The 26873-nt window shown below is 46.2% G+C and carries 19 protein-coding genes; 4 read left to right on the forward strand and 15 right to left on the reverse strand.

All coding sequences use genetic code 11. The features are described 5' to 3' along the window. Positions 1-298: 298 nt before the first annotated feature. The 7 genes from MHI55_RS19330 to MHI55_RS19360 form a co-directional block, all read right to left on the reverse strand. Positions 299-3985, reverse strand: a complete 3687-nt coding sequence (locus MHI55_RS19330) for a dynamin family protein (protein WP_340386653.1) — start codon at positions 3983-3985, stop codon at positions 299-301. 308 nt (positions 3986-4293) lie between these two features. After that, on the reverse strand, positions 4294-4566 hold the full coding sequence (locus MHI55_RS19335) for a hypothetical protein (RefSeq protein ID WP_017687779.1): 273 nt from the start codon (positions 4564-4566) through the stop codon (positions 4294-4296). A gap of 23 nt (positions 4567-4589) precedes the next feature. After that, positions 4590-5285 carry an endonuclease III gene (gene nth, locus MHI55_RS19340; RefSeq protein ID WP_076317519.1) on the reverse strand — a complete coding sequence of 232 codons (696 nt, stop codon included), beginning with the start codon at positions 5283-5285 and terminating at the stop codon, positions 4590-4592. A gap of 163 nt (positions 5286-5448) precedes the next feature. Then, positions 5449-8187 carry an S-layer homology domain-containing protein gene (locus MHI55_RS19345; RefSeq protein ID WP_340386654.1) on the reverse strand — a complete coding sequence of 913 codons (2739 nt, stop codon included), beginning with the start codon at positions 8185-8187 and terminating at the stop codon, positions 5449-5451. A gap of 72 nt (positions 8188-8259) precedes the next feature. Beyond that, a complete protein-coding gene (locus MHI55_RS19350; protein WP_340386655.1) occupies positions 8260-8937 on the reverse strand; it encodes a GerMN domain-containing protein in 678 nt (225 codons plus the stop codon). Between the two features lie 35 nt (positions 8938-8972). Then, a complete protein-coding gene (locus MHI55_RS19355) occupies positions 8973-10382 on the reverse strand; it encodes an N-acetylmuramoyl-L-alanine amidase family protein (protein ID WP_076250034.1) in 1410 nt (469 codons plus the stop codon). Between the two features lie 258 nt (positions 10383-10640). After that, on the reverse strand, positions 10641-12047 hold the full coding sequence (locus MHI55_RS19360) for an N-acetylmuramoyl-L-alanine amidase family protein (RefSeq protein WP_076250033.1): 1407 nt from the start codon (positions 12045-12047) through the stop codon (positions 10641-10643). 276 nt (positions 12048-12323) lie between these two features. On the opposite strand from MHI55_RS19360, the gene MHI55_RS19365 reads away from it, so the two are divergent. Genes MHI55_RS19365 through MHI55_RS19375 form a run of 3 tightly spaced genes read left to right on the forward strand, consistent with a single transcriptional unit; the run spans position 12324 to position 15604 of the window. Further along, positions 12324-12998 carry a response regulator transcription factor gene (locus MHI55_RS19365; protein WP_036607568.1) on the forward strand — a complete coding sequence of 225 codons (675 nt, stop codon included), beginning with the start codon at positions 12324-12326 and terminating at the stop codon, positions 12996-12998. A gap of 23 nt (positions 12999-13021) precedes the next feature. Then, positions 13022-14080: an ATP-binding protein gene (locus tag MHI55_RS19370; protein WP_340386656.1), complete on the forward strand. Its 1059-nt coding sequence runs from the start codon at positions 13022-13024 to the stop codon at positions 14078-14080. Positions 14081-14131: 51 nt separating this feature from the next. Further along, positions 14132-15604 (forward strand): serine hydrolase domain-containing protein, encoded by a 1473-nt coding sequence (locus MHI55_RS19375; RefSeq protein ID WP_340386657.1) that lies wholly within the window; start codon positions 14132-14134, stop codon positions 15602-15604. Positions 15605-15801: 197 nt separating this feature from the next. Here MHI55_RS19375 and leuD read toward each other — a convergent pair whose 3' ends face one another. From leuD to MHI55_RS19400, 5 genes are all read right to left on the reverse strand, one after another. Further along, positions 15802-16404, reverse strand: coding sequence for a 3-isopropylmalate dehydratase small subunit (leuD, locus tag MHI55_RS19380; RefSeq protein ID WP_036607574.1), 603 nt, complete (start codon positions 16402-16404; stop codon positions 15802-15804). Positions 16405-16435: 31 nt separating this feature from the next. Continuing rightward, a complete protein-coding gene (gene leuC / locus MHI55_RS19385; RefSeq protein ID WP_074095602.1) occupies positions 16436-17857 on the reverse strand; it encodes a 3-isopropylmalate dehydratase large subunit in 1422 nt (473 codons plus the stop codon). Positions 17858-18230: 373 nt separating this feature from the next. After that, positions 18231-19688 (reverse strand): glycoside hydrolase family 1 protein, encoded by a 1458-nt coding sequence (locus tag MHI55_RS19390; protein ID WP_339186770.1) that lies wholly within the window; start codon positions 19686-19688, stop codon positions 18231-18233. Positions 19689-19733: 45 nt separating this feature from the next. Next, entirely contained in the window at positions 19734-20573 is an 840-nt protein-coding gene (locus tag MHI55_RS19395) for a PRD domain-containing protein (RefSeq protein WP_339186769.1), read from the reverse strand. 36 nt (positions 20574-20609) lie between these two features. Beyond that, positions 20610-22508 carry a beta-glucoside-specific PTS transporter subunit IIABC gene (locus MHI55_RS19400; RefSeq protein ID WP_339186768.1) on the reverse strand — a complete coding sequence of 633 codons (1899 nt, stop codon included), beginning with the start codon at positions 22506-22508 and terminating at the stop codon, positions 20610-20612. Positions 22509-22869: 361 nt separating this feature from the next. Between MHI55_RS19400 and MHI55_RS19405 the strand changes: the two genes are divergently transcribed. Further along, entirely contained in the window at positions 22870-23790 is a 921-nt protein-coding gene (locus tag MHI55_RS19405) for a LysR family transcriptional regulator (RefSeq protein WP_036607891.1), read from the forward strand. Positions 23791-24023: 233 nt separating this feature from the next. Here the strand turns inward: MHI55_RS19405 and MHI55_RS19410 are convergent, their stop codons facing one another. The 3 genes from MHI55_RS19410 to MHI55_RS19420 all read right to left on the reverse strand — a co-directional run bounded on the left by MHI55_RS19410 (position 24024) and on the right by MHI55_RS19420 (position 26818). Continuing rightward, the gene (locus MHI55_RS19410; protein ID WP_017687767.1) at positions 24024-24209 is read right to left on the reverse strand and encodes a hypothetical protein; all 186 of its coding nucleotides are present in this window, start codon (positions 24207-24209) and stop codon (positions 24024-24026) included. 91 nt (positions 24210-24300) lie between these two features. Then, positions 24301-25122: a carbon-nitrogen family hydrolase gene (locus MHI55_RS19415; RefSeq protein WP_074095606.1), complete on the reverse strand. Its 822-nt coding sequence runs from the start codon at positions 25120-25122 to the stop codon at positions 24301-24303. Positions 25123-25195: 73 nt separating this feature from the next. Continuing rightward, positions 25196-26818, reverse strand: coding sequence for an AraC family transcriptional regulator (locus MHI55_RS19420; protein WP_339186767.1), 1623 nt, complete (start codon positions 26816-26818; stop codon positions 25196-25198). Positions 26819-26873: the final 55 nt, after the last annotated feature.

Here is a 26873-nt window from a genome sequence, read left to right on the forward strand (position 1 = left end):
AAATACTATGAACATTTATGAAGTTTATCACCGTACCCCATTCGCGGCAAAGCGAATAACAGACCATATTCTGCCTGCTTTCAGCTTATTGACGCATTAACGAAGGTAAATACCCACCTTTCAATCAAATGTTTGAATATTCTCTTTATTTCAGGTTGTTCGTACCAAAAAAAGGCTCCCTATATGCCTTTTCGGCAGGGGCCTTTTTGGGTTGATTTTCGCAACATTTTCAATGTATTGCTGTATCATTCATTTTGTTTTACAAAGACTTCCAGAGAATACGCGTTATGCCGTGATTTTAACTGCGTTCAATCTGTTCCAGTTGGTTAGACAAGCTGGTCCATTGCTCCGCCGGAATTCCGCTCTCCAGTGTATCTTGAATTCCACTCACCGCCTCGTCCAAACGTTCTTCCAACCGACGGGATTGGTGTTGCAACGATTGACAAATCTGGTTGTCATAAAACTGAATCAGTTTTTCTTGCGCAGCAGGAAGAACTTCAATGATCATCTGTTTAAGGACAGGATCAAGTGCCTCCTGTAACCGCTGACGTCCGTCCCCTTCGAAGAACTGTTTCGGATTACGGAAGTAATTCAAATAGCTCTTCCATCCAGACGGTTCTTCCAGACGAACTTCTTCAAGCACAGGTGTACTCCAGCGTTCGTTCAGTGGCAGTGACACATCCACGCCACCCGATAACTGTCTCACATCGTCTATACATTCCGTAACTTGCTTCATCAGCCAGGACTGACCTGCCTGTTCAAGTCTGAGGGTGGTAGCAAGCAGTTCCTGCTCCAGTTCAATGGCAATCATGCGTAACAGTTCACGCCCACAGGCTGCAAAAGCCGTCTTCAGATTGCCCCGATCCTCCCGAAGTACGGAAGGATGGAATGCTTCTGCCATGAATAGACCAAGGCGATAGGCAAGTCGCTGCCGCACATGGAACAGCAACTCTGCTGTTTCCTGTGACAGTTCTTCCTTCATGGATCGCTCTGCAAGTCGCTGTATGCGCTGGCGTGACTGTCCCTGGATCGTCTCCAGTTCATCCCGCCGCTGCTGCAATGCTTCCTCACCCTGAGCTGCATCCTCGGCACGCTTCTTCAACCGCTGAATGACACGTGCCATCTCTTCGGAAGCTCCACCTACGGCAAGATCGGCTAATTCTCTGCCTGCAAATTGGTTGAACTCTTCCTCAAAACGGATAAAACCGGATTGCTCAAGCAGCTTCGAATCACCTGCCATCTTGCCTTCCATCGCCAGTATGCTGGATACCGGGAAGAGTCGTGGTGCCCGAATTCCATTACTGCGCAGTTGGGTGCTCACATGATCGAGAACCTGCTCCAGTTCTTCCTCAGAGGAAGACAAGTCACTGGCATTCACAACAAAGAACATCTGATCCATGGCAGAACTATCCTTAACACGTCCCAACTGGTTCAGGAACTGGCGATCTCCTTGGGAGAAAGCATGGTTGTAATACGTTACAAAAATGAGTGCATCCGCATTCTTCATATAATTGAAGGTTACACCCGTATGACGAGCATTCACAGAGTCCGCTCCTGGTGTGTCCACCAATACAATGCCTTGTTCAGTCACATCGCAACTGTAATAGAGATCGATACTGTCTACAAAACAGGACTTCTTCTCGTTTGCGACAAAGTTACGATAACCGTCCAGATCCACCAGCACATCCTGACCTAACTGGTCCGCTGTTTCTTCCCAGCCAGCTGCCGCTGCCTGCAAAAAGCTGTAATGCGGGCGCCCCGCCGGATGCACATCCTGTGGTGAGAGGGAGCGTACTCGCTTCTGCCACTCCGCTCCCGGCTCACCCAGTCCGAGTAATCGGAAGGAATAGCCGAGGTCTTCCTGGAAGGCGTCCCGGGTCTTCATGCGGACCCGGGCTGTTCCATGCTCCGCGCCCCCGGCAGGAGCCATGATTCGGTTAATCGCCGCTGTTGTTGGATGCGGCGAGACGGGTAGTACAGCTTCGCCCAGCAACGCGTTGGCGAAGGAGGATTTGCCGGCGCTGAATGCTCCGAACAGCGCCAGAGTGAACGTGCCGCCCGCAAGCGAAGCCGCGCGTGCACGCAGATCCCGTACCGCCGACCCCATGGCGGGGTACGGCTCCACCAGCGCAGCAGCGGCTTCGAGCCGTGCCGCTGCTGCGTCCAGGCGTCGGCGGCGTTCAGCGCCAGCCGCCGACGATGGCCCAGGCACCGCCGCCGCGACTGCGCGCTGCTGCGGCGGTGCCTCTTGCGTCAGTGGCTGCGCAGCCACTGACGTTGACGTGCCCGCATGCGAACCGGGAGCTTCGCCCGGTTCAGGCACCGCGGGCACGTGCGGGCCCTTCACCTCCGGCAATAGCCCGGAGGGGAGGGGGCCCGCATAGGGCAGCAGGCTGCGCAGCCCTGCTGCCTCTGCGGCGGCGCTGCGCTGGAGCGCCGTGTAGCGCGCCGCCGCCGCGGATTGCGCCAGCAGCGCTGCGCGGCTGGCGTCCAGAGCCTGGAGCGCGGCTTCGCCTCGCGCTGCCAGCGCCTCCAGCATGCGGTCGGCCAGCATCATGGCCGACTTGCGATAGCGGGCCTCAATCTCGCCCCGCACATCTTTACTGAACTGAATCACATACTCTGGAGATACCTCTGCACTCGCACTGCGTTTCATCTCCAGCAGTGCCTCATCTACAGCAGGCAGTTCCGTATTAAGCGACTGCTCCCACTCCGCTCCCCATAGCTGATGGGATTCACCCAGCTGTCTAAGCATTGTACGAATATGTACCTCAACTTGTCCGGAAGCCTGATCCTGCAATAACCGCACCAGTTCAGAAGCACGACGTTGTTTCTCCTGCTCGGTTTTGCCACCTGAGAACAATAAGCCTACCCTGAAACCTGGTTTGCGGCTCTCCAAATAGGCGGCAGCCGACGCACGAATATCCGCAGGAGTAAGATTTGCATTTGCCAGAAGAGGTTCCAGCTCTGCCCGGAATTTCTCACGCACTCGCGAAGGCCCGGTACGAATGTCTGCTGCTTGTTGATCAAGAAGCTCCAGCTCTCGTTCCAAGCGTTCAATTCCTTCCTTGCCACCAATCTCATCCAGCAGGGAATTCTCTTCGTCTTCACGTTTCTCGGCTTCTCTCGTCAAGTGTTGCTCCGTTACATGACTGGCCGAACTTGCCAAACTGTGCGTAATTAACGCTTCCTTCTCTTGCATCATGTGTCCAATGAGTTCCGGAAGCACATCCCACTGGTTATAGCGATGCTGCTTGTCGCGGAGGGAAGTAAACAACAGTCCGTCATATCTAACTTCCCAGGCCGCAAATATAGCTTCGACACCTTCGGTATATTGGTCAAAAGAGAGCTCACGCTCCCGATGCTTGTCGATCTGGTTCACGATCAAAAACAACGGTTTGCCCCAATCCGACAGACTCTTGGCAAATGAAAGGTTGGTCTCGGACTGGACATGGTTATAGTCCATGACATAGAACACCACATCGGCCAGATGGAGCGCTGAATGGGTTGCGAGACTATGTCCGCGATCTGTTGAATCCACACCTGGTGTATCCAGCAGGACAGCATCATCTTTCAGCAGAGGAATATCATCCCATACCTCAATTGAGCTATAAGCTCCACCATTTTTGCAATACGCCTCCAATTCCTCTGGAGAAACTTCAAGTGTTCCTGCTCCATTGTCAGCGCTTACGTTTGGAGTAGTATAAATAAGCGCTCTTGGCTTACCATTACGTATGGATACCACATTTGCACTTGTTGGCACGGGACTTGAAGGCAGCACCCGCTTACCGCATAAACTGTTGATGAGACTCGATTTGCCTGCAGAGAAATGACCACAGAACGCAATCGTCAGATGTTTCATTTCCGCCTTGCTGATTAAATCCGTTATAGCCTGTACAGCCGTATGGTCCCCTGTCTGCTCCATCGCTTCACGCAGCGGAAGCAGAGGTTTGGCCATTTCTTTTGGGTAATCTGTTCTGGACATGACTGGCCTTCCCCCTGGCTCCTCTAATTTGACATCCGTTTCGACGTCTATCTCTTTTACAACATTTATTTTAACATTATCAAGTTTGAATTTGAACGGTTGGAATTGAATATACATAAATGAACGTATAAGTTCTATAATCTAAAAAAAATAAAACCGAACAAGTCGGTTTTATCTGTAATACGTTTTATACTTGGTATTTAGCAAATGCTTACCCCAAGTGTCTGTTGCATGAATGCGATGCGATCACCGTAACCACAACGATCCTCATGACATTAATACAACAGAACCAATAGTGTAATCACTTCTTATGAAACTGCGTTCTCCATGGAAGGTAGCAAGATTTCAAATACTTGTCCATGTTGCAGAATTGTAATGTCTCTGCCTTTGTCTCTCATAACAACAACTTCAGGTTTAACGGACATACGCTCCAGATAATGTTCAGGCACGTCGCCAGAGTGGCTTACTGTGATACCTTCTACTTCTTTTTCTTCATTTTCAGCCATTTCCTGTTCAACGATTTGTTCAAAGATATCGGAGAAGGCCTCAAAATTGTCAGTGTACACGGAAATGCATTTCATGATTATTCATCCTTTTCTGCTCATTAATTTATTTTTCGTTTTCGGGTGGTGACACGTTCCTTATCTTTCCTGATTTGGGACGTTTTCATACGTTTTTTCCCTTCCCTGCATATGTCCAGCAATGGACAGATATGACACGCAGGGTTCTGTGCCTTGCAATGGTAGCGTCCAAAAAATATAAACCGGTGGTGAGTTAAAGTCCACTCCTCCCGGGGTACGCGCTTCATTAGTTTCTTTTCGACTTCAAGTACGGAGTCATCCCAACCTGCAAGCGCCAGCCGCTTGGATACACGTTCAACATGAGTATCTACCGCAATTGCCGGTACTCCAAACGCATTGGAAACAACTACATTCGCGGTTTTCCGCCCGACACCTGGTAGCGTCACAAGCTGATCATGTTCCTGCGGTACATCACCGCCATACTGCTCTATTAAAATTCGGCACATGTTCTGAATATGCTTGGCCTTGTTCCGGTACAAACCGATTCGCCGAATATCCTGTTCCAACTCTTCGAGAGGAACTGCCAGATAATCTGCTGGGCTTCTGTACTTCTGGAACAGATCTGCGGTTACCTTGTTCACCGTTTCATCGGTGCACTGGGCAGACAAAAGGACAGCTACCGTCAATTCAAATGCATTGCTGTGATTTAATTCGCAATGTGCATCAGGAAACATTGCTTCCATAGTTTCGAGTATATGTCTAACCGTCGCTGCATTCATGAAGAGCTACCTCCCACAAAATGACTCCACTCTGCGGAGCCTTACTTCGAAGCTTCATCCGAGTACTTTGCGGGGACCTCAAAAAGCTTGCAAAAAAAACGTCTTGATGCGGGAAAGATCCCGTATCAAGACGGTCATTCTTTTGATCCTCGAAAAGAAACGATTACTGTTTTTGAATCTCCAGAATAACATTGTTCAGGAGATACAATACAATATTATCATTATCTCTGAGAGATTGCACGCTTAAAGTATTGTCACCCTGGTGAACAAATACACTTGATCCGAGTGCAAAACGATAGTTTGTGTCTGCTGTCGTTTCCCGTTTAACCAAAATCTGGTTACCAACGCCATCATAAGACCAGAATTGTTTGCTCATGACAGTTAGTACTCTGAAGCGTGTGGAATTATCCGTATCTTTTGTCATTTCCACACGATCTCCGACAGTAAGACTAGTCAGTGAAGTTAATGTGGAGCCAGATTTTACGACTTTAACCGAACCGCTAACAGGCACGGTTTCAGTCTGGCCGTTAAACTGTTTGAGCGTTACAGATGAAGCATCCACCGCTGTAACCTCAGCCAGCGTACGCTTCACGACTTGAACCGCTTTTGGCGTAGCTCCTTCAAACGTTACATTAATCAGGTTGCCTGCTGTCAGTTGTGAAGGCGTGATCGTCTGACCACTCTCTCCTGTCAGTACGGCTTGATCCACGTAGAACTGACTTGTCAACAGATCGGATTTTACTCGAATACGACTATTTGCTTCCAAGGCAACCACTTCGAATTGAGCCACAGTGTTCAGTGAAACCTTCTGCACTACATCCTGATTTGCTCCAAGCGTTACGGTCACTTTGTCACCAATCTTCAAATCTCCCAGACTTGCGCCCGATTTGTTATAGATCTCAACCGTAGGTAAGGTAGTATAAGGCACTGTAATCGTCTGATTACCAGACAACACACTGATTTTTCTGCCCGTTGTGTCAATGTTGCTGATCGTACCTTCATACTTGTAAATCACTTTAACGGACAACGCACGTGTTCCCACATAGGTCAGATCCAATTTGCGACCATCATTTAAAATCGACTCCAGACCAGCGAGTGTAGGTTTGGTCGTATTGTAGTCCAGTTTGGTTTTTTCGTCCAATGTAAATACAAACGGTTTTTTGTTGTTGTCCAGTACGGTAAGTACCTTTGTTTTGCTGTTGTAAGATACAACCGTTACTCCGTTCATAGGTTCCATTTGACGTCCAATCACCTGAATACGTGTTACCTGATCGTCAGAGTTCAATGACAACTCCACCTGATCCCCGTTCGTTGCATCCGTGATGAGATCATTTAGCGTCGCATCCTGAATACCATTAATAATAACTTCCGGCTTTTCAGTCAGCAGTTTCGCCTCAAGGGAACCCCCTTCACGTTTGAACGTTAACGTGGACTGGTTGCCACCGATCTCAACCAATGTTCCGCGCACAGATTGCTCCACACCTTGAGACAATGTGATAGTTTGCAAAACACTGTCCTTTACAGTGTATTTTACGGCACTGCCGGCTTTGAGATCAGCCACTGACATGATACGGTTTTGATATGTGATAAGCAGATTGTCATTGTATGCAAACTGCTCTGTAGCACCCGCTGCATTGACAAGTTTGATCGTTTTGCCAGAAGTGGATACTTCAGCAATTACGCCATTATCACTCTTGTTAACAATGCCGGATTTCACACAAATAGCAACTGTTTTTTTGTCAGTCGAGAACGTCTCACGCTGTACTTCGATGATGCTATCTGCCGTAATATCGGACAGTTTTATTGCATTACCATTCTGATCGATGAATGCAGTTGCCTCATCATAACTGTACGTTTCGTAATTCTCGCCCACAAAGATACCAATTTTATTACCAGACAATGAACGTGCAAATGTACCTTCAACACTTTCCACCTGCGGTGTAGCATCAACAACTTCTACATAGGAAGCCCCAGCTGCAGAACCTACAACCATAACTTTTGTATACAGCTTCACATCTGTGGCGGAAGCACGAGTCTCACTGTCTTTCGTAAAGTAAGGCGTACTGCTGTTCACTGTGAAGTTAACGGCTTTGCCGTCCACAACCAGCGTGATCTGCCCATCTTTCAATCCTGTCACATAACCCGTGGTTGTGTTCGGGTACGTTGTATCCGTTAATGATTCACCACGACTGAAGAAGGTAGCCAGTTGAGCACGGGTTACGGAACCAGTTGGATTGAATTTGTTGCCTTCCACACCTTTGGCCAGATCCAAGCTAACAGCCAGATTGACATAACCTTTACCACTTTCGGAAATACTTGCATTATCAGCAAATCCGGTAGATTGATTGTTTTGTGCCTTCGCTTCAGCATCCTTATCCAATGAACGGATTAACAATTTTGTAATCCATTCCCGTGAAGCCGGCTTTTGACCCCAGGAGGTCTTGGATACATCCACCGTTGATTCTTCCGTTTTGTCAATCAGTCCCAGTTGAAGTGCCAGCGCGACATATGGCTTGAAATAATTTCCCACTTCCATGTTTGTCGGTAATGCCGCAGCCGTGTCGGTATTCAACTGGCCCTCTTGATTCATAAAACGGATTGCCATTGTTACAGCTTCTTGCTGTGTTACCGCGTCTCCTGGACGGAACAGGCCGTTGTTACCGAGAAGAATACCTTGATATGCCAGTTTGTACACATGTTTCTCAGCCCAGTATCCGACCTTGATGTCACTGAACAAACCAGTTGGTGCAGCCGTATTTGTTATTGCAGCAGTCTGACCCTGCCCCGTTTCTGTTGATTCTGCTGCCATGGCAGCTCCGCCGGCGCTAAGGGCCATCATGCCTGCAAGCACGGCTGATACTACTTTTTTAGAGTGTGATGTATGGTTATATTTAAAAGTCACCTATGATTCCCCTCTCTCATGTAAAACGACCCATATTCCGTGGATTCCCGGTACAACAGCATGCTGTACAGCCTATTCGGATCTTGTCATTGGATGTTCAAGATCCACATGGCCCATCAGACTCTCCGTCTGCTGACCATCCACCAGTAAATCAAGTGATTTTACTTCATCAAACTGGAAGAACGTTTGTTTTAGAGCATCCAGTGCATAAGACTCTCCACCTGCTCCAAGACGTGCCGTATCTGGCATATGAATATCCAGCGTAAGAGCTCCATCCTTGAACTGAACAGACTTCAATTCAATTTCTTTAGACCACAGCGGAACCAGTTTAGCGTCTTTGCTCTGTTGCAGTGATGCAAAGGCAGCTTTATATTTGGCATCATCCGATGCGTATGAAATCTCTGCCGAAGCTTTGTGCAACTCCAGTTCTTCTTCATCCGTATAGAATACAGTGATCGTTTTCTTTTCATTACTTTCGGAAGTTGCCGGCTTCTCCGTAGACGTTTCGCTTGGCGGAGTAGTTGTAGTCTCTTCCTCCGAACTGCCTTCCGTCGATTCTGTAGGCGTTGTATTCTCTTCAGGCTCAGCAGTTACCGGTTCAGTAATTGTTTCGCCTTCAACCTCGGTTACATTGTTTTCAGTTCCTGCGCCTTGCGTCTGATTCGGAGCAGCTGTTGGCTTGCTTCCACATCCAGCAGCAACTGCCATAACCGTTACCAGCAAGGCTGCAATCCATATTTTCTTGTTCATTCTAACTCCGCCTCCTCAACATAAGGGCTTGTCCCTTATTTAATTCCCAGATACTCCTTGATTCCTGCAACAATCCCTTTGGCAACACTGTTCTGGAAACTCTCAGTGAACAGGGCTGCTTCGTCGCTCTTATTGCTAAGGAATCCACCTTCCAGCAGAACTGCTGGCATTGTCGTTTCACGGGTCACATGGAGACTTGCCGTTTTCACTCCACGATCTTTCAGTCCGGAAGACTGTAAAAGATACTTGTGCATCACTGTAGCAAGTGCTTTGCTGTTGGAGCGTGTATAGAATGTCTCTACACCGTTCGCAGCAGTAGGGCCACTGTTAGCATGAATGGAGATGAAAATATCCGCTTTTATGTCTTGTGCAATCTTCACACGTTCTTTCAATGCCAAAAATGTATCATCGCTGCGCGTTAACACAACGTCAATTTTGGATTCTTTTTTCAACAAGGCTTCCACTTTCAGAGCCATTGCCAGATTGAAGTCTTTTTCACGTTTACCAGTTACACCGATTGCGCCAGGATCCTGATCTCCGTGACCTGCATCGATAACGACAACTTTTTTGCCATTATTACCAACTGGAGGGGCAGGTGTACCACTTTGATTGTCGAGGTTAATCATAACCAGTCCGGAATCATTTTGCACACTGTACCCTTTTGAACTGGACAGATCGATTACAAAACGAATTGTAGATGGACTGTTGCTGTATAACGAGTAACGAATCTTCGACACATCCGGATAGCCGCTAACGACGAGTTGTCCATTCTGGTTGCTGTCTAGAGCCTGTCCTTCACTGAATGAATCAGCAAATGCGGTATTCGGCAAGTCTATAACGATTCGATCTGGTCCTGTCATCGTGAAGACGTTCGGCTTCGTACTTCCGCTTGTTGCAATCATGAAGCGGTTGTCGCTGAAGCTGATGCCGTTCACCAGTACAAGACCTTCTTGATCCGATCCTCCGCCTTCATTGCCAGAGTTCGGAGGTGTGGTTGTCCCGTTTCCGGAACCTGAATTCTGGGTAACTAATGTTACCGTCTTCGTGGTATTGTTCCAACCCACCTTAAGACCCATTTCCTCACCAATAAATCGGAGAGGTACGAGCGTAGTACCATTTTTCACGAGTGGCGGGGCATCCAAGTTTACGTTACTGCCGTTCACCGTTGCCGTCTTCTGTCCAACAATCATCTGCATGGCAGTGTTGTCTTTGCTAATAGTCACTGTTTGCGTTTGCTGCTTCCACTCCACGCTATATCCAAGATTTTCGGACACAACCCGGATCGGAACCATCACCTTGCTGTTGATAATTTCCGCTTTTGTATCCGATGGCTGTACGATTTCTTTTCCGTCTAGGATAATTTTCGTGTCTGTTGCTGCGTGACTATAGCCCGGGAATACGAGCCCAAAGACAAATAACAGTACCAAAAAACCGAACTTCTTCATCCTTCACCCCTACCATTCTCATATTTTTTTGCCGCATGTTGTCATTTTCCAACTCCGACTGACCGCTTGGGCATTACCAGACACCTATTAGACGCCCCTCGCTCTCAAAAGTTGCGAATATATTCCAACATAACAGAAAAAAAACGTTGTCAGATCAAGCTTTTTTTACATTTTAATGTCTTGTTTTTTCCTTATTTATCAAATATACATCTCTAAACAACGTAATACCCTAACCTTCATATTTGCGCACAATTCAATTTATAGTCCCAAAAATTCAACAATTCCGTCCACAATCGCCTGTGCACATTTGTCCTGGTATTCTTCCGTGAGCATGACTGCTTCATCTGTAGGGTTACTTAAAAAACCAAGTTCAAGTAACACAGCAGGCATGGTTGTTTCACGCGTCACATGCAGACTAGCCGTTTTAACCCCACGATCCTTGAGTCCTGTTACCGGTAACACATATTTGTGAAGAGTGTCAGCCAAAGTTTTGCTTTCTTTACGACTGTAGAGCGTTTCAATGCCGTTTGGTACCGGTGTAGTGAATTTGTTTCCATGAATGGATACAAAAACATCTGCCTGATTCAATTCAGCAATATCCACACGCTGTTTGAGCGAAAGTTCTGTATCATCCTGGCGTGTAATGACCGTTTGAATATTTGGGTATTTTTGAAGGGTTGCCTGTACCTTCAGTCCTACAGCCAGATTGAAATCCTTCTCATAAGCTCCTGACAAACTCACTGCACCCGATTGACGACCACCATGTCCCGGATCAATGACCACAATCGTTTTGCCATCATTGGTAGGTACTGCCGGTTGGCTTGTCGGTTCTCCACTCGTGGCTGTCAGGTCAACGAGCAAGACATTGTTATCTCCAACAGACCATTTGGCTGTAGCCGTCTGATTCAGATCCAGAACGACACGCACGGTAGAAGGCGATTTACTGAACATGGCATACCGAACTTTGGAAACTATGGATGAATCCGTAACGAGAATCTGTCCACTCCCATCCGGGTTAGAGGCTTGTCCCTGAATGAATTCCTCAGAAAATGTCGCTGAAGGCAGATCAACAATAATTCGGTCTGGCCCACCAATACTGGATACTTTGGGGCTAATATTACCGTTTGTTGCTACAATCAAGCGATCTCCGCTGAAGCTGATGCCTTGAAGCTCTGTCAAACCATCCGGGACAGGTGCCTCGACGGGGTCACTGTCACCTTCCGTTTCAACTACGGGAGGAATACTAAATAGGCTTACTGTCTTGGTTCCATTGTCCCAGCCAACACGCAGACCCATGCCTTCCCCAACAAAGCGTAACGGAACAAGCGTAGTTCCCTGTTTGATCAGTGGGGGCGAATCCAAGTTCACCACGTTTCCATTCACTGTAGCTGCATCTTTGCCAGCCGTCATTTGAATCATGCTGTTTCCTTTTTGAACCTGGACTGACTGAGTTTCCTTCTCCCACTTCACCTTATAACCCAGGTTCTCGGATACAATTCGAATTGGAACCATGACCGTTTTCCCAATATTCTCTGCAGGTGCACCCGTCTGCTGGTTAATGGTTACACCGTCGAGTACAATCGAGGGAGTGGTGTCTGCATGGGCCATGACTGGGAATAAACATAGGAACAGAAGAAAAACGACTGCTGCCGACCATTTTTTCATAACTCATCCACCATTCTTTTTGTCTTTTGAACATCCGACCTGATTCTCTGCAGCGTAACATCAATGACAATATGTAACCTTCCATAATCTACTAATCAGTTTATCAGATATTGTCTGATCATCCGGTTACAACGTTGTCATATTTAGTCGGAAACTGAGTGGCAAAAAGGTTACTTTCTCCATTCGTCCAGTACCCGAAATCATATGGAAATTACATTCCTCATCCATTTTTGCTATGCTGAGTTCAAATACTTGAATACAGGAGATTGAGACTTGATGCCTAAAATACTGATCGTGGACGATGAAGCAGATCTTCGAAAGCTACTGACTGATTATTTTGAAATTAACGGATATTCCGTGATGACGGCCAAGGACAGCAGGGAAGCGCTGCGGAAAGTGGAAAAACAACCCGATCTCGTTTTGTTAGATATCAACATGCCTGAACAGAACGGCCTTCAATTATGTGAAAAAATTCGCGACTTTGTCTCTTGCCCGATCTTATTCTTAACGGCTCGAATCGAAGATGCTGATAAAATAGCGGGATTTCGTGCCGGAGGCGATGACTATATCCTGAAACCTTTCAGCATTCGCGAGTTGGGCGCCAGGGTCGAAGCACATATACGCAGGGAACAACGAATCCAAACTAAATCTTCGGTAAGGTTTAACAATGAATTGGTCATTGATTATACGGCCAGGGAGCTCTACTACCTGGATAAGCGAATTTCACTGCCCAAAAAAGAGTTTGATATTGTCGAATTGCTGTCCACGCATCCTGATATGGTGTTTGGAAAGGAACGCATATACGAAAAGATTTGGGGCATGGACGAGCAAGGTGACAGTAACGTCATCGCAGAGCATATCCGGCGAATTCGCTACAAATTAAAGGAATACGGCTGTGATAATCAAATCGAGACCGTTTGGGGAGTAGGGTACAAATGGCCAAGTTCATGACTAGACTCCTGTTTTTAAAGCGATTGTCCTTGCTACAATCTTTTATGCTGTTGTGTGTGGTCACACTCATTGCCGTGCTTGCCGTTATAACTTTGGAGTTTGCTTGGGCGGAGAACCTGCGGCTGCGTTTCGGAGAAACGGATTGGGTGATGCCCTCCCTCGTCACGGCGGTTCTGCTCACCGTAGCGACTGGTATTGTCACCATGGCCGTTCTATTTTACAGATGGAAGCTAAAACGTCCGCTGGAGCTATTAAAACGAGCATCCAAGAACATTTCGGCCAACGATCTAGACTTCAGCATTTCCTATGACAGCCAGGATGAGATGGGCGAGCTGATCGCGCTATTTGAAAACATGCGCTCACAATTGGAAAAAAATCTTAAGACACTTTGGCGTTCGGTTGAAGAGCGCAAGCAGATCAATGCTATTTTTGCCCATGATCTGAGAACACCCCTGTCCGTGTTAAAAGGAAACGCCGAGCTTCTCTCCACCTATCTTCCTGAGAAGAAGTTGTCAGAAGAAAAGGTGCTGGACTTGATTCATACTATGAACCTTCACATCTTGCGTCTGGAGAGTTATGCAGAGGCCATGAACTCCATTCAGAGGCTGGAGGATGTGCCGTTGAACATCCAATCGATGGATACGATTTCATTGACGGCTTTGCTGGATGGCAGCGCTGAACAAATCGCGAAACAGTTCGGTATACGTTTCGTCTCATCCGTGGAATATGATAATCCCTCAGTACATGTAGATCCCTATCTCGTCATGCAGATTTTCGAGAATATAGTGGCTAATGGGGCGAGATACGCAGCCAGTCAAGTGAACGTCCATTATGACGTTCAGGGAGGCATTATGAAGATTACCGTCTCAGAGGACGGTACTGGTTTCTCTGACGAAGCCCTGAGTAAGGCTATACTCCCTTTTTACCGAGGCGAAGTATGGGATGCGAGCGAACATCGCGGGCTGGGCCTTTACGTTTGCAAGGTGTTTTGCGAAAAACATGAAGGTAGTCTTCAGATTGCAAACGGTCCTAACGGAGGTGGAAGCGTCACGGCAAGTATTCGGACCCAAGTTGATAAATAGTTGAAAATGATCTGATAACATCTCCTTATCTTGAATTCAAGGAGTGTTATCATGCTAAAACTGAAAAAAAGAATGTATATCACAATTAGCTGTTTGTTGTTATGTACCGCGTGGGCGTCCCCCTTATCCGCCGATGAAGCCAGAAACAGGACAGAAGTGCTGCAGGAGATCGACGAATATATGAATCGGAGCATGAAGGCCAATTACATTAAGGCTGCTTCACTGGCGATTGCCAATAACGATGAGGTCTTTTACGCAAAAGGCTACGGGACATTGGCGGACGGCCAGAAGGTTACGGGCAACACCCCTTTTCCCATTGCTTCACTAAGCAAGTCCTTTACTGCATTAGCCGTTCTGCAGCTGGTGGACAAGGGTCAGATCGACTTGGATGCGACTTACGCTTCCTATTTTCCAGAGCTTTCTCCACAGGACCCCCACGTTCTTGATATCACGGTCCGTCATTTACTGAATCAGACGAGTGGTCTCAATGACAAGATTAATCCCGATATGACAAAGACTCCGCAATTCCAATCACTGGCTGAAGCGAACCAATTATTAAACATGGTTCAACTTGCCCATATCCCCGGAACAGCCTACAGCTATCATAATCCCAATTACGTGCTGCTGGCGAACCTCGTGGAAAGTGTTAGCGGAGAGCGCTTTTCGGATTATCTGAAAAAACATATTTTTGAACCGTTAGGAATGAATCATACCTTCAGTGTCAATACAACGCAGCAATTCTATGAGAATAATACTATCCCGCTAGGACATTACCTGAGCTTTGGACGCGCTATAAGTCAATCCGAAACGCTTTGGTTCATTGAGGGCCCCGCCGGCATCGTTTCAACCGCAGAGGACATGTCCCTATGGATGCTTTCCCAATATAATAGCCGCCTCGTTTCCCCTGTGCTGATGAAACAATATCATGCCTCAGGAGCGATCGGTCCGTACGGCATGGGCTGGCTTGCAAACCAAGATGCGTCTAACGGCCAAACGATCTCCCACAGCGGCATTTTCTGGACCTACAAGTCCGAAGAACAGGTTTATTTGAACGAGCAAATGGGCATTGCCGTAATGTTTAATTCTGGTATAAACGCTTATGTGAATTACTCGGCATCTATTGATGGAATAGCGGATATTATGAGGGGGCAGGAACCCCAAACCTCTTTTGTAAACGGTCGGAATATGGAAATGATCATGATTGCGCTGATCATCGCTACGCTTGCATGGGGCATCTACGGCTATTCTCGCATACTTCGGAGCAACCAACGCCTAACGATCAGAAAATTGATTCTGATCACGGTCGGAAGACTGATCCCAGTTCTAATTCTCTTATCTCTGTCCCACCTGGTTACGTTTATCGGCGGAGGACGTGTGCTGCCTTGGTTTGGCATCTGGACTACCCTATCAACTCCAATCATATGGCTTATGGTATGGTCACTTGTGAATTTCGTGCATTTGGCTTGTTATATCTATGTCTATTTTCAAAATACAAAAAACGACCCTTTGGAGTTACCTCAATAATCGATTTTTAGGTTCTCTATTTAGTCAGCTGTTATTGTATCTGTTGAAGTATTCGGTCAAGAAAAATCAGGAGTTCTATGTATAGCTGACTTATTAAGCTAATTTACTTCTGAAACTACAAAAAGCTTCTGTCTCACCGATGGGAACAAGGTCCCTTGGGCGAGGCAGAAGCTTTTTGCTATGCGATACTTTAACGATTAACCGAACAGTTTTGCCGCGTGGCGTTGTTCATAAGCAGCGATTTCATCATCATGTTGAAGAGTCAGACCGATATCATCCAATCCTTGCAACAGGAATTGACGACGGTGCTCATCCAGATCAAAATCGATATGCAGTCCGTATGCATCAGTAATCGTTTTGTTTTCCAGATTTACATTCATCTCATAGCCTTCATGTGTCGCTGTACGTTGGAACAAGTCTTCAACTTGCTCTTCTGACAACTTGATTGGCAAGATTCCGTTCTTAAAGCAGTTATTATAGAAGATGTCTGCATAAGATGGAGCGATGACACAACGGAATCCATAGTCCAAAATCGCCCATGGTGCATGCTCACGGGATGATCCACAGCCAAAGTTGGCACGTGAGATCAGGATGGATGCCCCTTCATAACGAGGTTTGTTCATTTCGAAGGAAGCATTATTGTTGCCCTCTTCATCAAAACGCCATTCATAGAACAAAAATTGTCCAAATCCGGTACGTTCAATCCGTTTCAGAAACTGTTTTGGAATGATTGCGTCTGTATCTACATTGACCCGGTCTACCGGTGCAACGATGCCTTGTAATGTTTTGAATTCTTCCATATTAAACGTTCTCCCTTCTGTCTGTTATAGATTAGATCGCTGCTTCTGTTTTGAAATTCCAGTCCCGTACGTCCACAAAGTGGCCCTTAACCGCTGCTGCTGCTGCCATTGCCGGAGATACCAGATGCGTACGTCCTCCGCGTCCTTGGCGTCCTTCAAAGTTACGGTTGGACGTCGAAGCACAACGTTGACCTGGCTTCAATACATCCGGGTTCATTGCCAGACACATACTGCATCCCGCATCACGCCATTCAAATCCAGCTTCCGTAAAGATTTTATCCAAACCTTCTTGTTCAGCCTGAATTTTAACACGTCCTGAGCCTGGTACAACAATTGCTGTAACCTGACTGGATACCGTGTGACCTTTAGCCACTTGTGCTGCTGCACGCAGATCTTCGATCCGTCCATTGGTGCAAGAACCGATAAATACATAATCAATTGGAATCTCGGCGATTGGTGTTCCCGGTTCAAGTCCCATATATTCAAGCGCTTTTTCAGCCGCTTTACGTTCGTTTTCTGTAGGCAGTTCAGCCGGAACAGGAACTTTCGAAGAAATGTCGGTTCCCATGCCAGGGCTTGTTCCCCAAGTTACTTGCGGAATCAATGTCTCCACATCGATTTCAACCATATGGTCGAACTCGGCACCTTCATCGGTTACAAGCTGTTTCCAACCTGCTACAGCTTCGTCGAATTTGGCATCCGCTGGTACGTATTCACGTCCACGCAGATATTCAAATGTTGTTTCATCCGGAGCGATCAATCCTGCTCTTGCTCCACCTTCGATGGACATGTTGCAGACCGTCATACGCTCTTCCATGCTCAACTCACGGATGGATTCGCCTGTGTACTCAATAACATAACCTGTTGCAAAGTCTGTACCGTATTTGGCGATGACTGCGAGGATCATATCTTTCGCGGTTACACCCGGGTTACGTTTGCCGACAAAACGAACTTCCATCGTTTTGGCTTTTGCTTGTTGCAAACATTGAGTTGCCATAACATGCTCAACTTCACTTGTTCCGATTCCGAATGCCAGTGCGCCAAACGCACCGTGTGTGGACGTGTGACTGTCACCACATACAATCGTTTTACCCGGGTGAGTCAGACCCAGTTCAGGTCCCATAACGTGTACAACGCCTTGATCAATCGTGTCCAGATCATACAATTTCACGCCGAAATCACGGCAGTTTTGCGAAAGTGTATCAATTTGTTGTTTGGAGATAGGATCTGTAATGTTGAAACGGTCTTTCGTTGGAACGTTGTGGTCCATTGTTGCAAATGTCAGTTCAGGGCGACGAACTTTACGTCCGCTGAGACGAAGACCTTCAAATGCCTGTGGAGAAGTTACTTCGTGCACCAGATGCAGATCGATATACAGAATGCTTGGTTTGCCTTCTTCTTGATGAATTACGTGATTTTCCCAAATTTTCTCAAACATCGTTTTTTTACTCATCATTTTCACCTCATTATAAGTTCGGTCCTTGGAAGAGCCTCTGTTTTCTTTAAAAAGTGAAGCTCTTGAATGACATAAATATATCACCCTGTCCTTCATTGTTCCAAGATATAATATCTATAGATGTAATAGGTTTAACCTATAATGAGAGAAAGACAAATAAACCACTGCTCGTCGCAGAGGTTTCAATTGATAACAATTATCATTATCAGATAAGTCTTATACTACGTTTCCGTTGCTTCGCTGTCAATGCTTTTTATCTAGAACATAAAAAAACAGCCCTGAATCCAGAGCTGCTTTGCTAGTTTCTGTTATGAAATGAACATTATCATATCAACACCTTCTTATAGAGAGTGCTTGTCCGACTACTGTATTACAAACCGTTTTTTGCAATCACATCTTTGTACCAATAGAAACTCTTCTTTCGTTTTCTCTCCAGTGTTCCATTGCCGTCATTATCCTGATCTACATAAATAAAGCCATATCGTTTCTCCATCTCTGAAGAAGAATAACTAATCAGATCAATCACTCCCCAACTGGTATAGCCGAGCAGTTCAACACCGTCCAGAATTGCCTCATGCATCTGTTCAATGTGAGAGCGGAAATAATCAATACGATAATCATCCTGAATGCTACCATCCGCTTCAATCGTGTCTACCGCCCCAATTCCATTTTCAACGATAAACAAAGGCACCTCGTAACGGCTATACAGTTCATTCAGTGAGATGCGCAGACCTATCGGGTCAATCTGCCAGCCCCAATCATTCGTTTGCAGATACGGGTTCTTCACCCCTCCAGTTGTATTGCCACTCACCTGCTCCAATCGGTCGCCATCCACACTTGATACGAGGGACATATAATAACTGAATGAGATAAAGTCCACAGTGTGTACTTTCAAAATCTCTTCATCCCCCTCAAGCATATCCAGGTTAATCCCTTTTTCGGCAAAGAACCTCTTCGTAAAGTATGGATACGCTCCCCGCACCTGTACGTCCGTAAACATAAGATTAAATTGATTATCCCGGGAAGCAACAAGTACGTCTTCGGGATTACATGTATGAGCGTACGTTGTCAGTTTGGTAAGCATACATCCGATCTGGGAACCGGGAATGATCTCATGACAGTATTTCACTGCCAGAGCACTCGCTACAAATTGATGGTGTAACCCCTGATATACGGCCTGCTCCACATTTTCGAATCGCTCCGGAACAATACCACCACTCGTAAACGGATGACGAACAATGCTGTCAATTTCATTAAATGTAATCCAATACTTCACTTTGTCCTTATAACGGGTGAACACGGTTTTACAAAAGTGAACAAAATACTCGACGACTTTCCGATCCGTCCATCCACCGTGGTGATTCACCAGATACATCGGCATCTCATAATGCGACAACGTAATTAAAGGTTCAATCCCTTGTCTCAGCATGCCATCAATAACGCGGTCATAAAACTGCAAACCGGCTTCATTCGGCTCAGTTTCGTTGCCATTCGGGAAAATTCGGGTCCAAGCAATAGATAAGCGCAACGTTTTGAGACCCATCTCCCCAAACAGGGCCAGATCCTCCTCATAGCGGTGGTAAAAATCAATGCCTCTGCGTTTCGGATATTCTCTGTCCGAGCTAGACTCCATCGCAGTTTTGATCTGTTCTTCATTGATCGCATTATGCTTTTTATACTCACTCTTGGCTACACCTTTTCGATAGATAGCAATGTCCGCTGTAGACAGACCTTTGCCATCCACATTCCACGCTCCTTCTGCCTGATTGGCAGCAATCGCTCCTCCCCATAGAAAATCTTCTGGAAACGTTCTTGTTGTATTGGTCATTGTGTATTCCTCCTTGGATTATCTCTGTAACTCTTTCATTCTTGCTCAATTGCGACTCATGACCCGATTGATATGAATAATCAAATACATCATCTCTTCATTGGAGATCGTATGTTCAAAGCGAGCTTCAATATAATCCTTGATTAGCAGTACGCAGGCTTCTTCCTGCGGATATTTATTCGCGATCTGCTCAAAGAGCTCATGATCCTGCGTGTTTAATGTTTTATGTTCAAAAAGCCGTTGAATAAAAAACTGCAAATGGGTCAAAAAGCGTGAATAGTTGATGCTGTGTGTGTCCAGCTCCACTTGATAGTGAATTTTGATAATATTGAGTACATTCTTGACTGTATTGGTCATCATCATGACCTGATTCATATTGTCATCATTCTGCTGAGCATTAACGAGATGAAAGGCGATATTGGCCGCTTCTTCTTCAGGCAGGGAGAGACCAAGCTGTTTTTGAATGAGAGACAGGCCATGCAACCCGATACTGAACTCCTGGGGATAGAACTTTTTCACTTCCCACAACATTCGGTTCTGGATCGTCATATTGTCCTTGAATCGCTTCATGGCCATATACAGGTGATCCGTTAATGCGACATAGAGATGATCACTCAGATGGCGGGACAATGTATGTTTGGCATGGGAGATGATTTCATCAGCCAGAATCAGATATTCTTTTGGCGTTTCCTTCATCAGGGCGGTGAGATCCGAAGAGATCGTTTCATTTTCAAGGACATAGATCTTCTCGATCTCATCCTCGCCCACGACATCTCCCGGTTTGCTCCTGTAGCCGATGCCCTTTCCCATCACAATAATTTCCTTGTCATCCTCAACACGTCTGGCAAGAACAATGCTCGAATTCAGTATTTTTATGACTTCCATATCAGGCTGCCTGCCTTTCATTCATATTTCAGCGAGTTATAACACCGTAATTAATGGTTTCCCCGGTCCTGTTGTCGCCGCAGTTTCATTGCCCAGCACCTCCAGATAATCCGAGGAATTGGTCACAATTACAGGGGTCGTGGTGTCATAACCTGCGGCTTGTATAGCTTCAAGATCAAATTCAATCAGGAGCTGACCATGAGAGATCTGTTCTCCTTCGTTCACTTTTACATCAAAATGCTGGCCTTTCAGTTTCACCGTATCCAATCCGACATGAATCAGAATTTCTACACCTTCTACCGATCTCAGACCGATGGAATGTTTAGTGCGGAACACCGTCTCAACGGTACCATCAAACGGGGCAAACACCTTGCCAACACTTGGCTGAATGGCCATACCTTGTCCCATAGCTTCTTGCGAGAAGGCCTCGTCCTTCACCTCTCTTAATGGCAGAACTTTACCTTCCAATGGAGCAAAAACGATCTTTTTCGATTTGATCCCTTTGGATGGCTGGATTTCAGATTCGCCTCTCGCTTTGTTTGTAGGACTGCCTGCTATCGACACTGCTGTTGGAACAACATCCTGAAATCCAATGACATATACAGCGACAAACGCGACAATGGCAGAGATCAGCATGGTAATGATCGCATAGATAATATTCATATGATCTTCACTGATAAACATAGGCATAGATGCAATCCCCGGACCCACGGCAGCATATGCCTTGAGATTCACAATTCCTGCGAACAACCCAGCGACTCCGGCGCCGATCATGCAGGCAAACAGCGTTTTCTTGAGCCTTAAATGTACACCGTACAGAGCAGGTTCCGTGATACCGAATACACCTGAAATTCCTGCAGACAAAGCGACTTGTTTCAGCTTGATGTCTTTGGTTTTGAATGACACCGCCAGTGCGCCTGCTCCCTGCGCCATATTGGATGCCAGCATCGCGACCAGCACCAGTGTTTCATATCCAGGTGAAGCCAAGGCTGCGAAAATAATGGGATAAAATACTTTATGCATACCGAACATGACAATCAGAGGCATCAGTATAGCCATAATGACAACGGTCAACCATCCAATCTTATCCTGAATCCAATAGATCAGGTTGGACATTCCCGTTCCGAGATACATCCCCAGAGGTCCAAGTACAATCAGGGCAACTGGAGCAACAATGAGAATAACAATCAAAGGTTTAAGGAAAATTTTGACCGGTCCTGGTGAGATCTTGTCCGCGAACTTTTCAATGTAAGACATGAACCAGACCGTTAAAATAATCGGTACCACGGATGTCGCATATTGAACGGATGCAACAGGTATGCCAATAAAGGAAACCGGATCTTCACCGCCAAGCAGACCAATCATATTCGGGTGTAACATGATTCCACCAAACAGAACGGCAACAAAGGGGTTGGTTTTAAATCTATTTGCACTGGAATAAGCCAGTAGAATCGGAAGAAAGTAAAAGGCAGCATCAGACATGACACTCAAAACGGCATATGTTTGGCTCTCTTTAGACATCAGGCCGGTCACAGTCGCCAGTAGCAACAGTGCCTTAAGCATGCCCGAGGCAGCAATGGCTGGGATAATAGGTTGGAAAATGCCTGCAATGACACTGGCAAAAGTATTAAACAGTCCTTTGGGGCTATAATCCGCTTTTTGTTTCTCCTGAATTTCGTTTGATTGCCGAGTATCCATCATCTTGGCAAGTTCATTGTAGACGTACGCGACGTCATTACCGATAATAACCTGATATTGTCCGCCGCTATTCACTGCGCCAATAACACCATCAAGGCTCTTAATTTCTTGGGTCTTCGCCATATCCGGATTCTTCAGGGTAAGTCTGAGCCTGGTAGAGCAATGAATTAACGTGTTGATATTATCATTGCCACCGACCAGCTCCATAATCGATTGGGCTAATTGTTTGTGATTCATGGTGCACCTCCGTTTCTTGATGGGAACAAAAAAAGACCTAAAAAGGGTAGGAAAAGAGAAACTCTTCCCACCCAATCTAGGTCTTGCCTGCCGAACAGTAACACGCCATCGTTGGATGAATGTTATTCAATTATATGAACGAAAAAGAATATTAACATTTGAAATGGTTCTGTGCTAACACTTGAAACTGGTACACATGAAAACGTTGATTTTGTTTTACCCGGGTAAGTGGTTCTTATTAAGCGTTTTCAAAATTAGTATAACAACTCTTCTGATGGAGTGCAAGCGGTTAAGCGAAATTAATGATTTCTTCATCTGTAATGATATAATGGTGGCATAACGAAAGGAATGACCGATGACGATGGAATTCAGACAACTTCAATATACGCTGCAAATTGCGGCCGAACGCAATTTCTCCCGGGCAGCAGAGAAGCTACATATTGCCCAGCCTTCATTAAGCCAGCAATTATCCAAATTGGAAAAAGAATTGGGTGTGCTACTGTTTCAGCGTAATACAAGTACCGTGGAGTTAACCCATGCGGGTGTTACGTTTGTCGAGCAAGCCCAGAAGATCGTAGATGCTGTGGAGCTATTGCGTCAGGAAATGTCCGATATCTCCCAGCTTCGCAAAGGTAAAGTCGTTGTAGGCAGCATGCCGATCACGGGATCACACCTGCTCCCACACGTGCTTCCTGCGTTCCAACAAGCTTATCCCGAGATTGAGGTTACCTTATTGGAAGACTCCGGGCTTACGCTTGAGAAATTGACAGCAAGTGGCAAAGCAGATCTCAGTCTGTTATCTCTTCCTTTACAAGAGCCAAGTCTCGCCTATGTTGCCATTGGAGAGGAAAAGATTGATCTGGCAGTTCCCCCGAATCACCCTTTGGCACGCAGGGCAGATCCGGAACATCCGCTTCCTGTGCGAATTGAAGAGCTTCGGGATGAACCGTTTGTTGTGTTGAAAAAAGGGCAGGGCTTCCGCAAACTTACATTTGATCTCTGTGAGCAGGCTGGTTTTGATCCCCAAGTTGTGTTTGAGAGCACAAATATTGAAACCGTTCAGTCGCTGGTCGCCACTGGTATGGGCATTACACTGGTTCCACGTTTTATCGCCCGTGCGCCGCGCAGTGAGTTCGTGCCTGTGTATGTGCCACTTGCTGAGCCTACTCCTAGCAGAACACTTGTTGTGGCTTATCGTCAAGGAAGAGTGCTGTCGAAGGCAGCCGAAGCATTCATCCATACGTTTCAACAAACCGTGGCCGAACTGTCAAAGGGAGACTAAAAAATTTCTCCTATGGGTATGGGTACATTTCATACTGAAACAAAACAAAGGCTTGACCCTTATGGGCCAAGCCTTTGTCATATACTCGTTTCCCGCATCCGCAGGATAGAGTTCTTACATTGCAATCACAGTAACTGGTTACAGTACAATGTTGCTTGTTAAGTTGTTTAGCTCAATGCTAATTTATAATGTTAACGTAGAAACGTACATAAGAAAACTTCATGTCTGGCGGTTTATTTACGCAAATTACGATCGCTTGTCAGCCTGTTTTGCTGATTCATGACACGGCCTTCGTCCTGAACAGTTGAATCAGGGGGTGATAGCCCTCCTGCTCCATTCTCTAAGAATGCCCTTAAGTGATCTTCCCTTGTGTTATCCTGTTCCAGTCTCCTGAGCGTATCTTTCACATGGTTGTCCATTGATTGATCATCCTCCTTGGTGACGGGATAGTTATCATTACCCGCGTCCTGGAAGAATAAACACTTTTTCTGAAGAATTTTATTTCAGTTTTTATTTTCCGCCAAAATAAACGCCAGGTCGACGGTCTTCAAATACAGGAATACGTCCGCGAACCTCATCTACCAGAGATGGACGAATAATTCCGGTCACGATCTCTTCCCCTTCGCCACCTTCAGCCACAATCTCACCCCAAGGATCAATGATGAGGGAATGTCCGAAAAATTCGGTCTCTCCCCCTTTACCTACACGATTACATGCGATCACATACATCTGATTCTCAATTGCTCGTGCGGTAAGCAACGTACGCCAGTGGTGCAGACGAGGTTTCGGCCATTCGGCGGGTACAATCAATGCCTTGGCACCATTCAAAGCAAGGGTGCGGGCAAGCTCCGGGAACCGGATGTCATAACAGATCGAAGCACCCGCTGTAAGACCGTTCTGCAATTCAAAAATTTCAGGTTCCGCACCAGGCTGTAAATATTTCTCCTCGTCCATCAGACGGAACAAATGTAATTTATCGTATCGTGTTACCTGTTTTCCTTCACGATCATAAGCGTACATTGTATTGTATATTTGACCATCCCGTTTCTCAGCAATTGAACCGCCAACGATGGAAATTTGATGTTTTTGAGCAAAAGCAGACAGCCATTCCCGAGATTTCTGGCCTTCCGGGTCAGCGAGTTCATGAATTTGAGTCAAAGCGTATCCGGTATTCCACATCTCAGGTAACACAGCCAGCCCCAGATCCGGATATTGTTCTACCGCACGCTTAAGCAACATCTGCATATGTTTATGATTGGCCTCAGGGTCTCCGAGCTGAATATCGCCCTGAATCAGGGCTACACGCATTTCTCCCTGTTGTTTTTCTGTCATGACAAGCACTCCTCTGAACCGTAATACCTGCTATCATAGCTTGATCCTCCTGAGGACTGCAAGCCTGTTTTTGTTATAAACCTGCACACAACAACTCAGGGAGCAGGGTCAACAATCGATCACTCGTGAGCGCATCACCCACATTCCATGTTGACTCCTCCACAGGATATACCCGTCCATTCTGCACAGCCGGAAGGGCCTGCCAACTGGGACTTTTCATCAGCATCTCTGTAGCCTGTCTTGCCACAACTTCCTCAGGCAGCATAACAAACACATGATCTCCCGCGTACTGACGTACCGCTTCAGCCGAAATTTCCTTATAGGCTCTACCTGCCGCAAGTGCTTCCTTCACTTTGGTAACTGGACTGAATCCCATTGGATGATATAACATAGGCGCCAGACCGATATTGCCCATAACAAATAATCGTGCACCCCGATGGTATGTAAATACGGATGCCGTTTCCCCCTCTTCAATCACAGTATGGATCTTCGCCCACATCTGCTCAGTACGCTCCGCATAGGAGGTTAGCCATTGTTCAGCCTGCGGTTGTCTGCCAAACCAGCTGCCCAATCTGCGCATTCGTTCTTCCAACGTGGCATGTGAATTGTAAGCAAGCGTCGGTGCAATCCGGTAAAGTTGTTCATACTGCTGTTCATTGCTGCTATCAAAAATAATCAAATCCGGCTTCATGATAACAGCGGCTTCCACATTAACCGGAGCGACCGCGTCATATGTCCGATCTTCCAGCAACTGAATGCCCAACATCAGCATATCCCCAGCGGAATCTCCGTAATACATAATTCGCTCCGGGTTTACTGGAATATTCACATCATGACCCAACCAATCTTGTACTAATGTCTGCTGCTGAATCGATCTGTCATATTGACGAGGAGATAATCCGGTCATTTGGCGAAAACGCCTGCTGAAATAATACTCATCCTTAAACCCCACGCGACTCGCTATATCCCGAAGTGGTTCATCTGATTTGCGAAGCCAGTCCTTGGCATGTTTGATGCGTACATGATTCACATAATCGAGCGGCTTGTGACCCGTGAGTTGTCTGAAAAGGGTCGTATATTGTACAGGTCTGATCTCCGCAAGTCGTGCCAGTTTCTGTACAGTGATTTCTTCAGCATAATGGTCGTCCACATACTGAATCGTACTGTGTAGCCTTGCTTCCATACTCTGTTCCGTCTTTGGAGAAGTGTACCGGGTAATGATCATCTCCATCCATTTTTGGAACTGTGCATTCAGATGGCTGTATTCAGCATCTGTTTTATAATTCCGAATGACATACATTTGCTCCAGCAGCCCACTTAACGGAGCATAGGCATAACCATTCAATTGGTTTCTGTGCTCAAATAGAGCGCGGGTAAAGAGTTCGGGATCACCCGTCAACACATGAATAACATCAAAAGCCATTATGATATATTTTAATTCCGAGTTATTACGATGTTCAATCTGGTACCCCTCTCCCGGTGAAAGCGGATAAACACATCCTGTAGTAAACGGAAACTGTTCATGCCCAATATATAAACGCCCATCCCCTTCTTCACAGATCAGGAAGGCATGTTTCTCGCAAGCAACTTCCAGCATCACCTGTTCAGGTGGTTCAATTCGACGTACCAGATGATCCAGCCGAAACATGAATGCTGAAAAGAACAACGCTCCCCCATCGGCATCCAAAGCCTGCATGTCGGTTCACCTCGTTTTTCTAAAATGAGAATAATTATCAATCATTCTGTATGGT

The organism is Paenibacillus sp. FSL E2-0151 (assembly GCF_037993015.1).
Lineage (GTDB): Bacteria > Bacillota > Bacilli > Paenibacillales > Paenibacillaceae > Paenibacillus > Paenibacillus amylolyticus.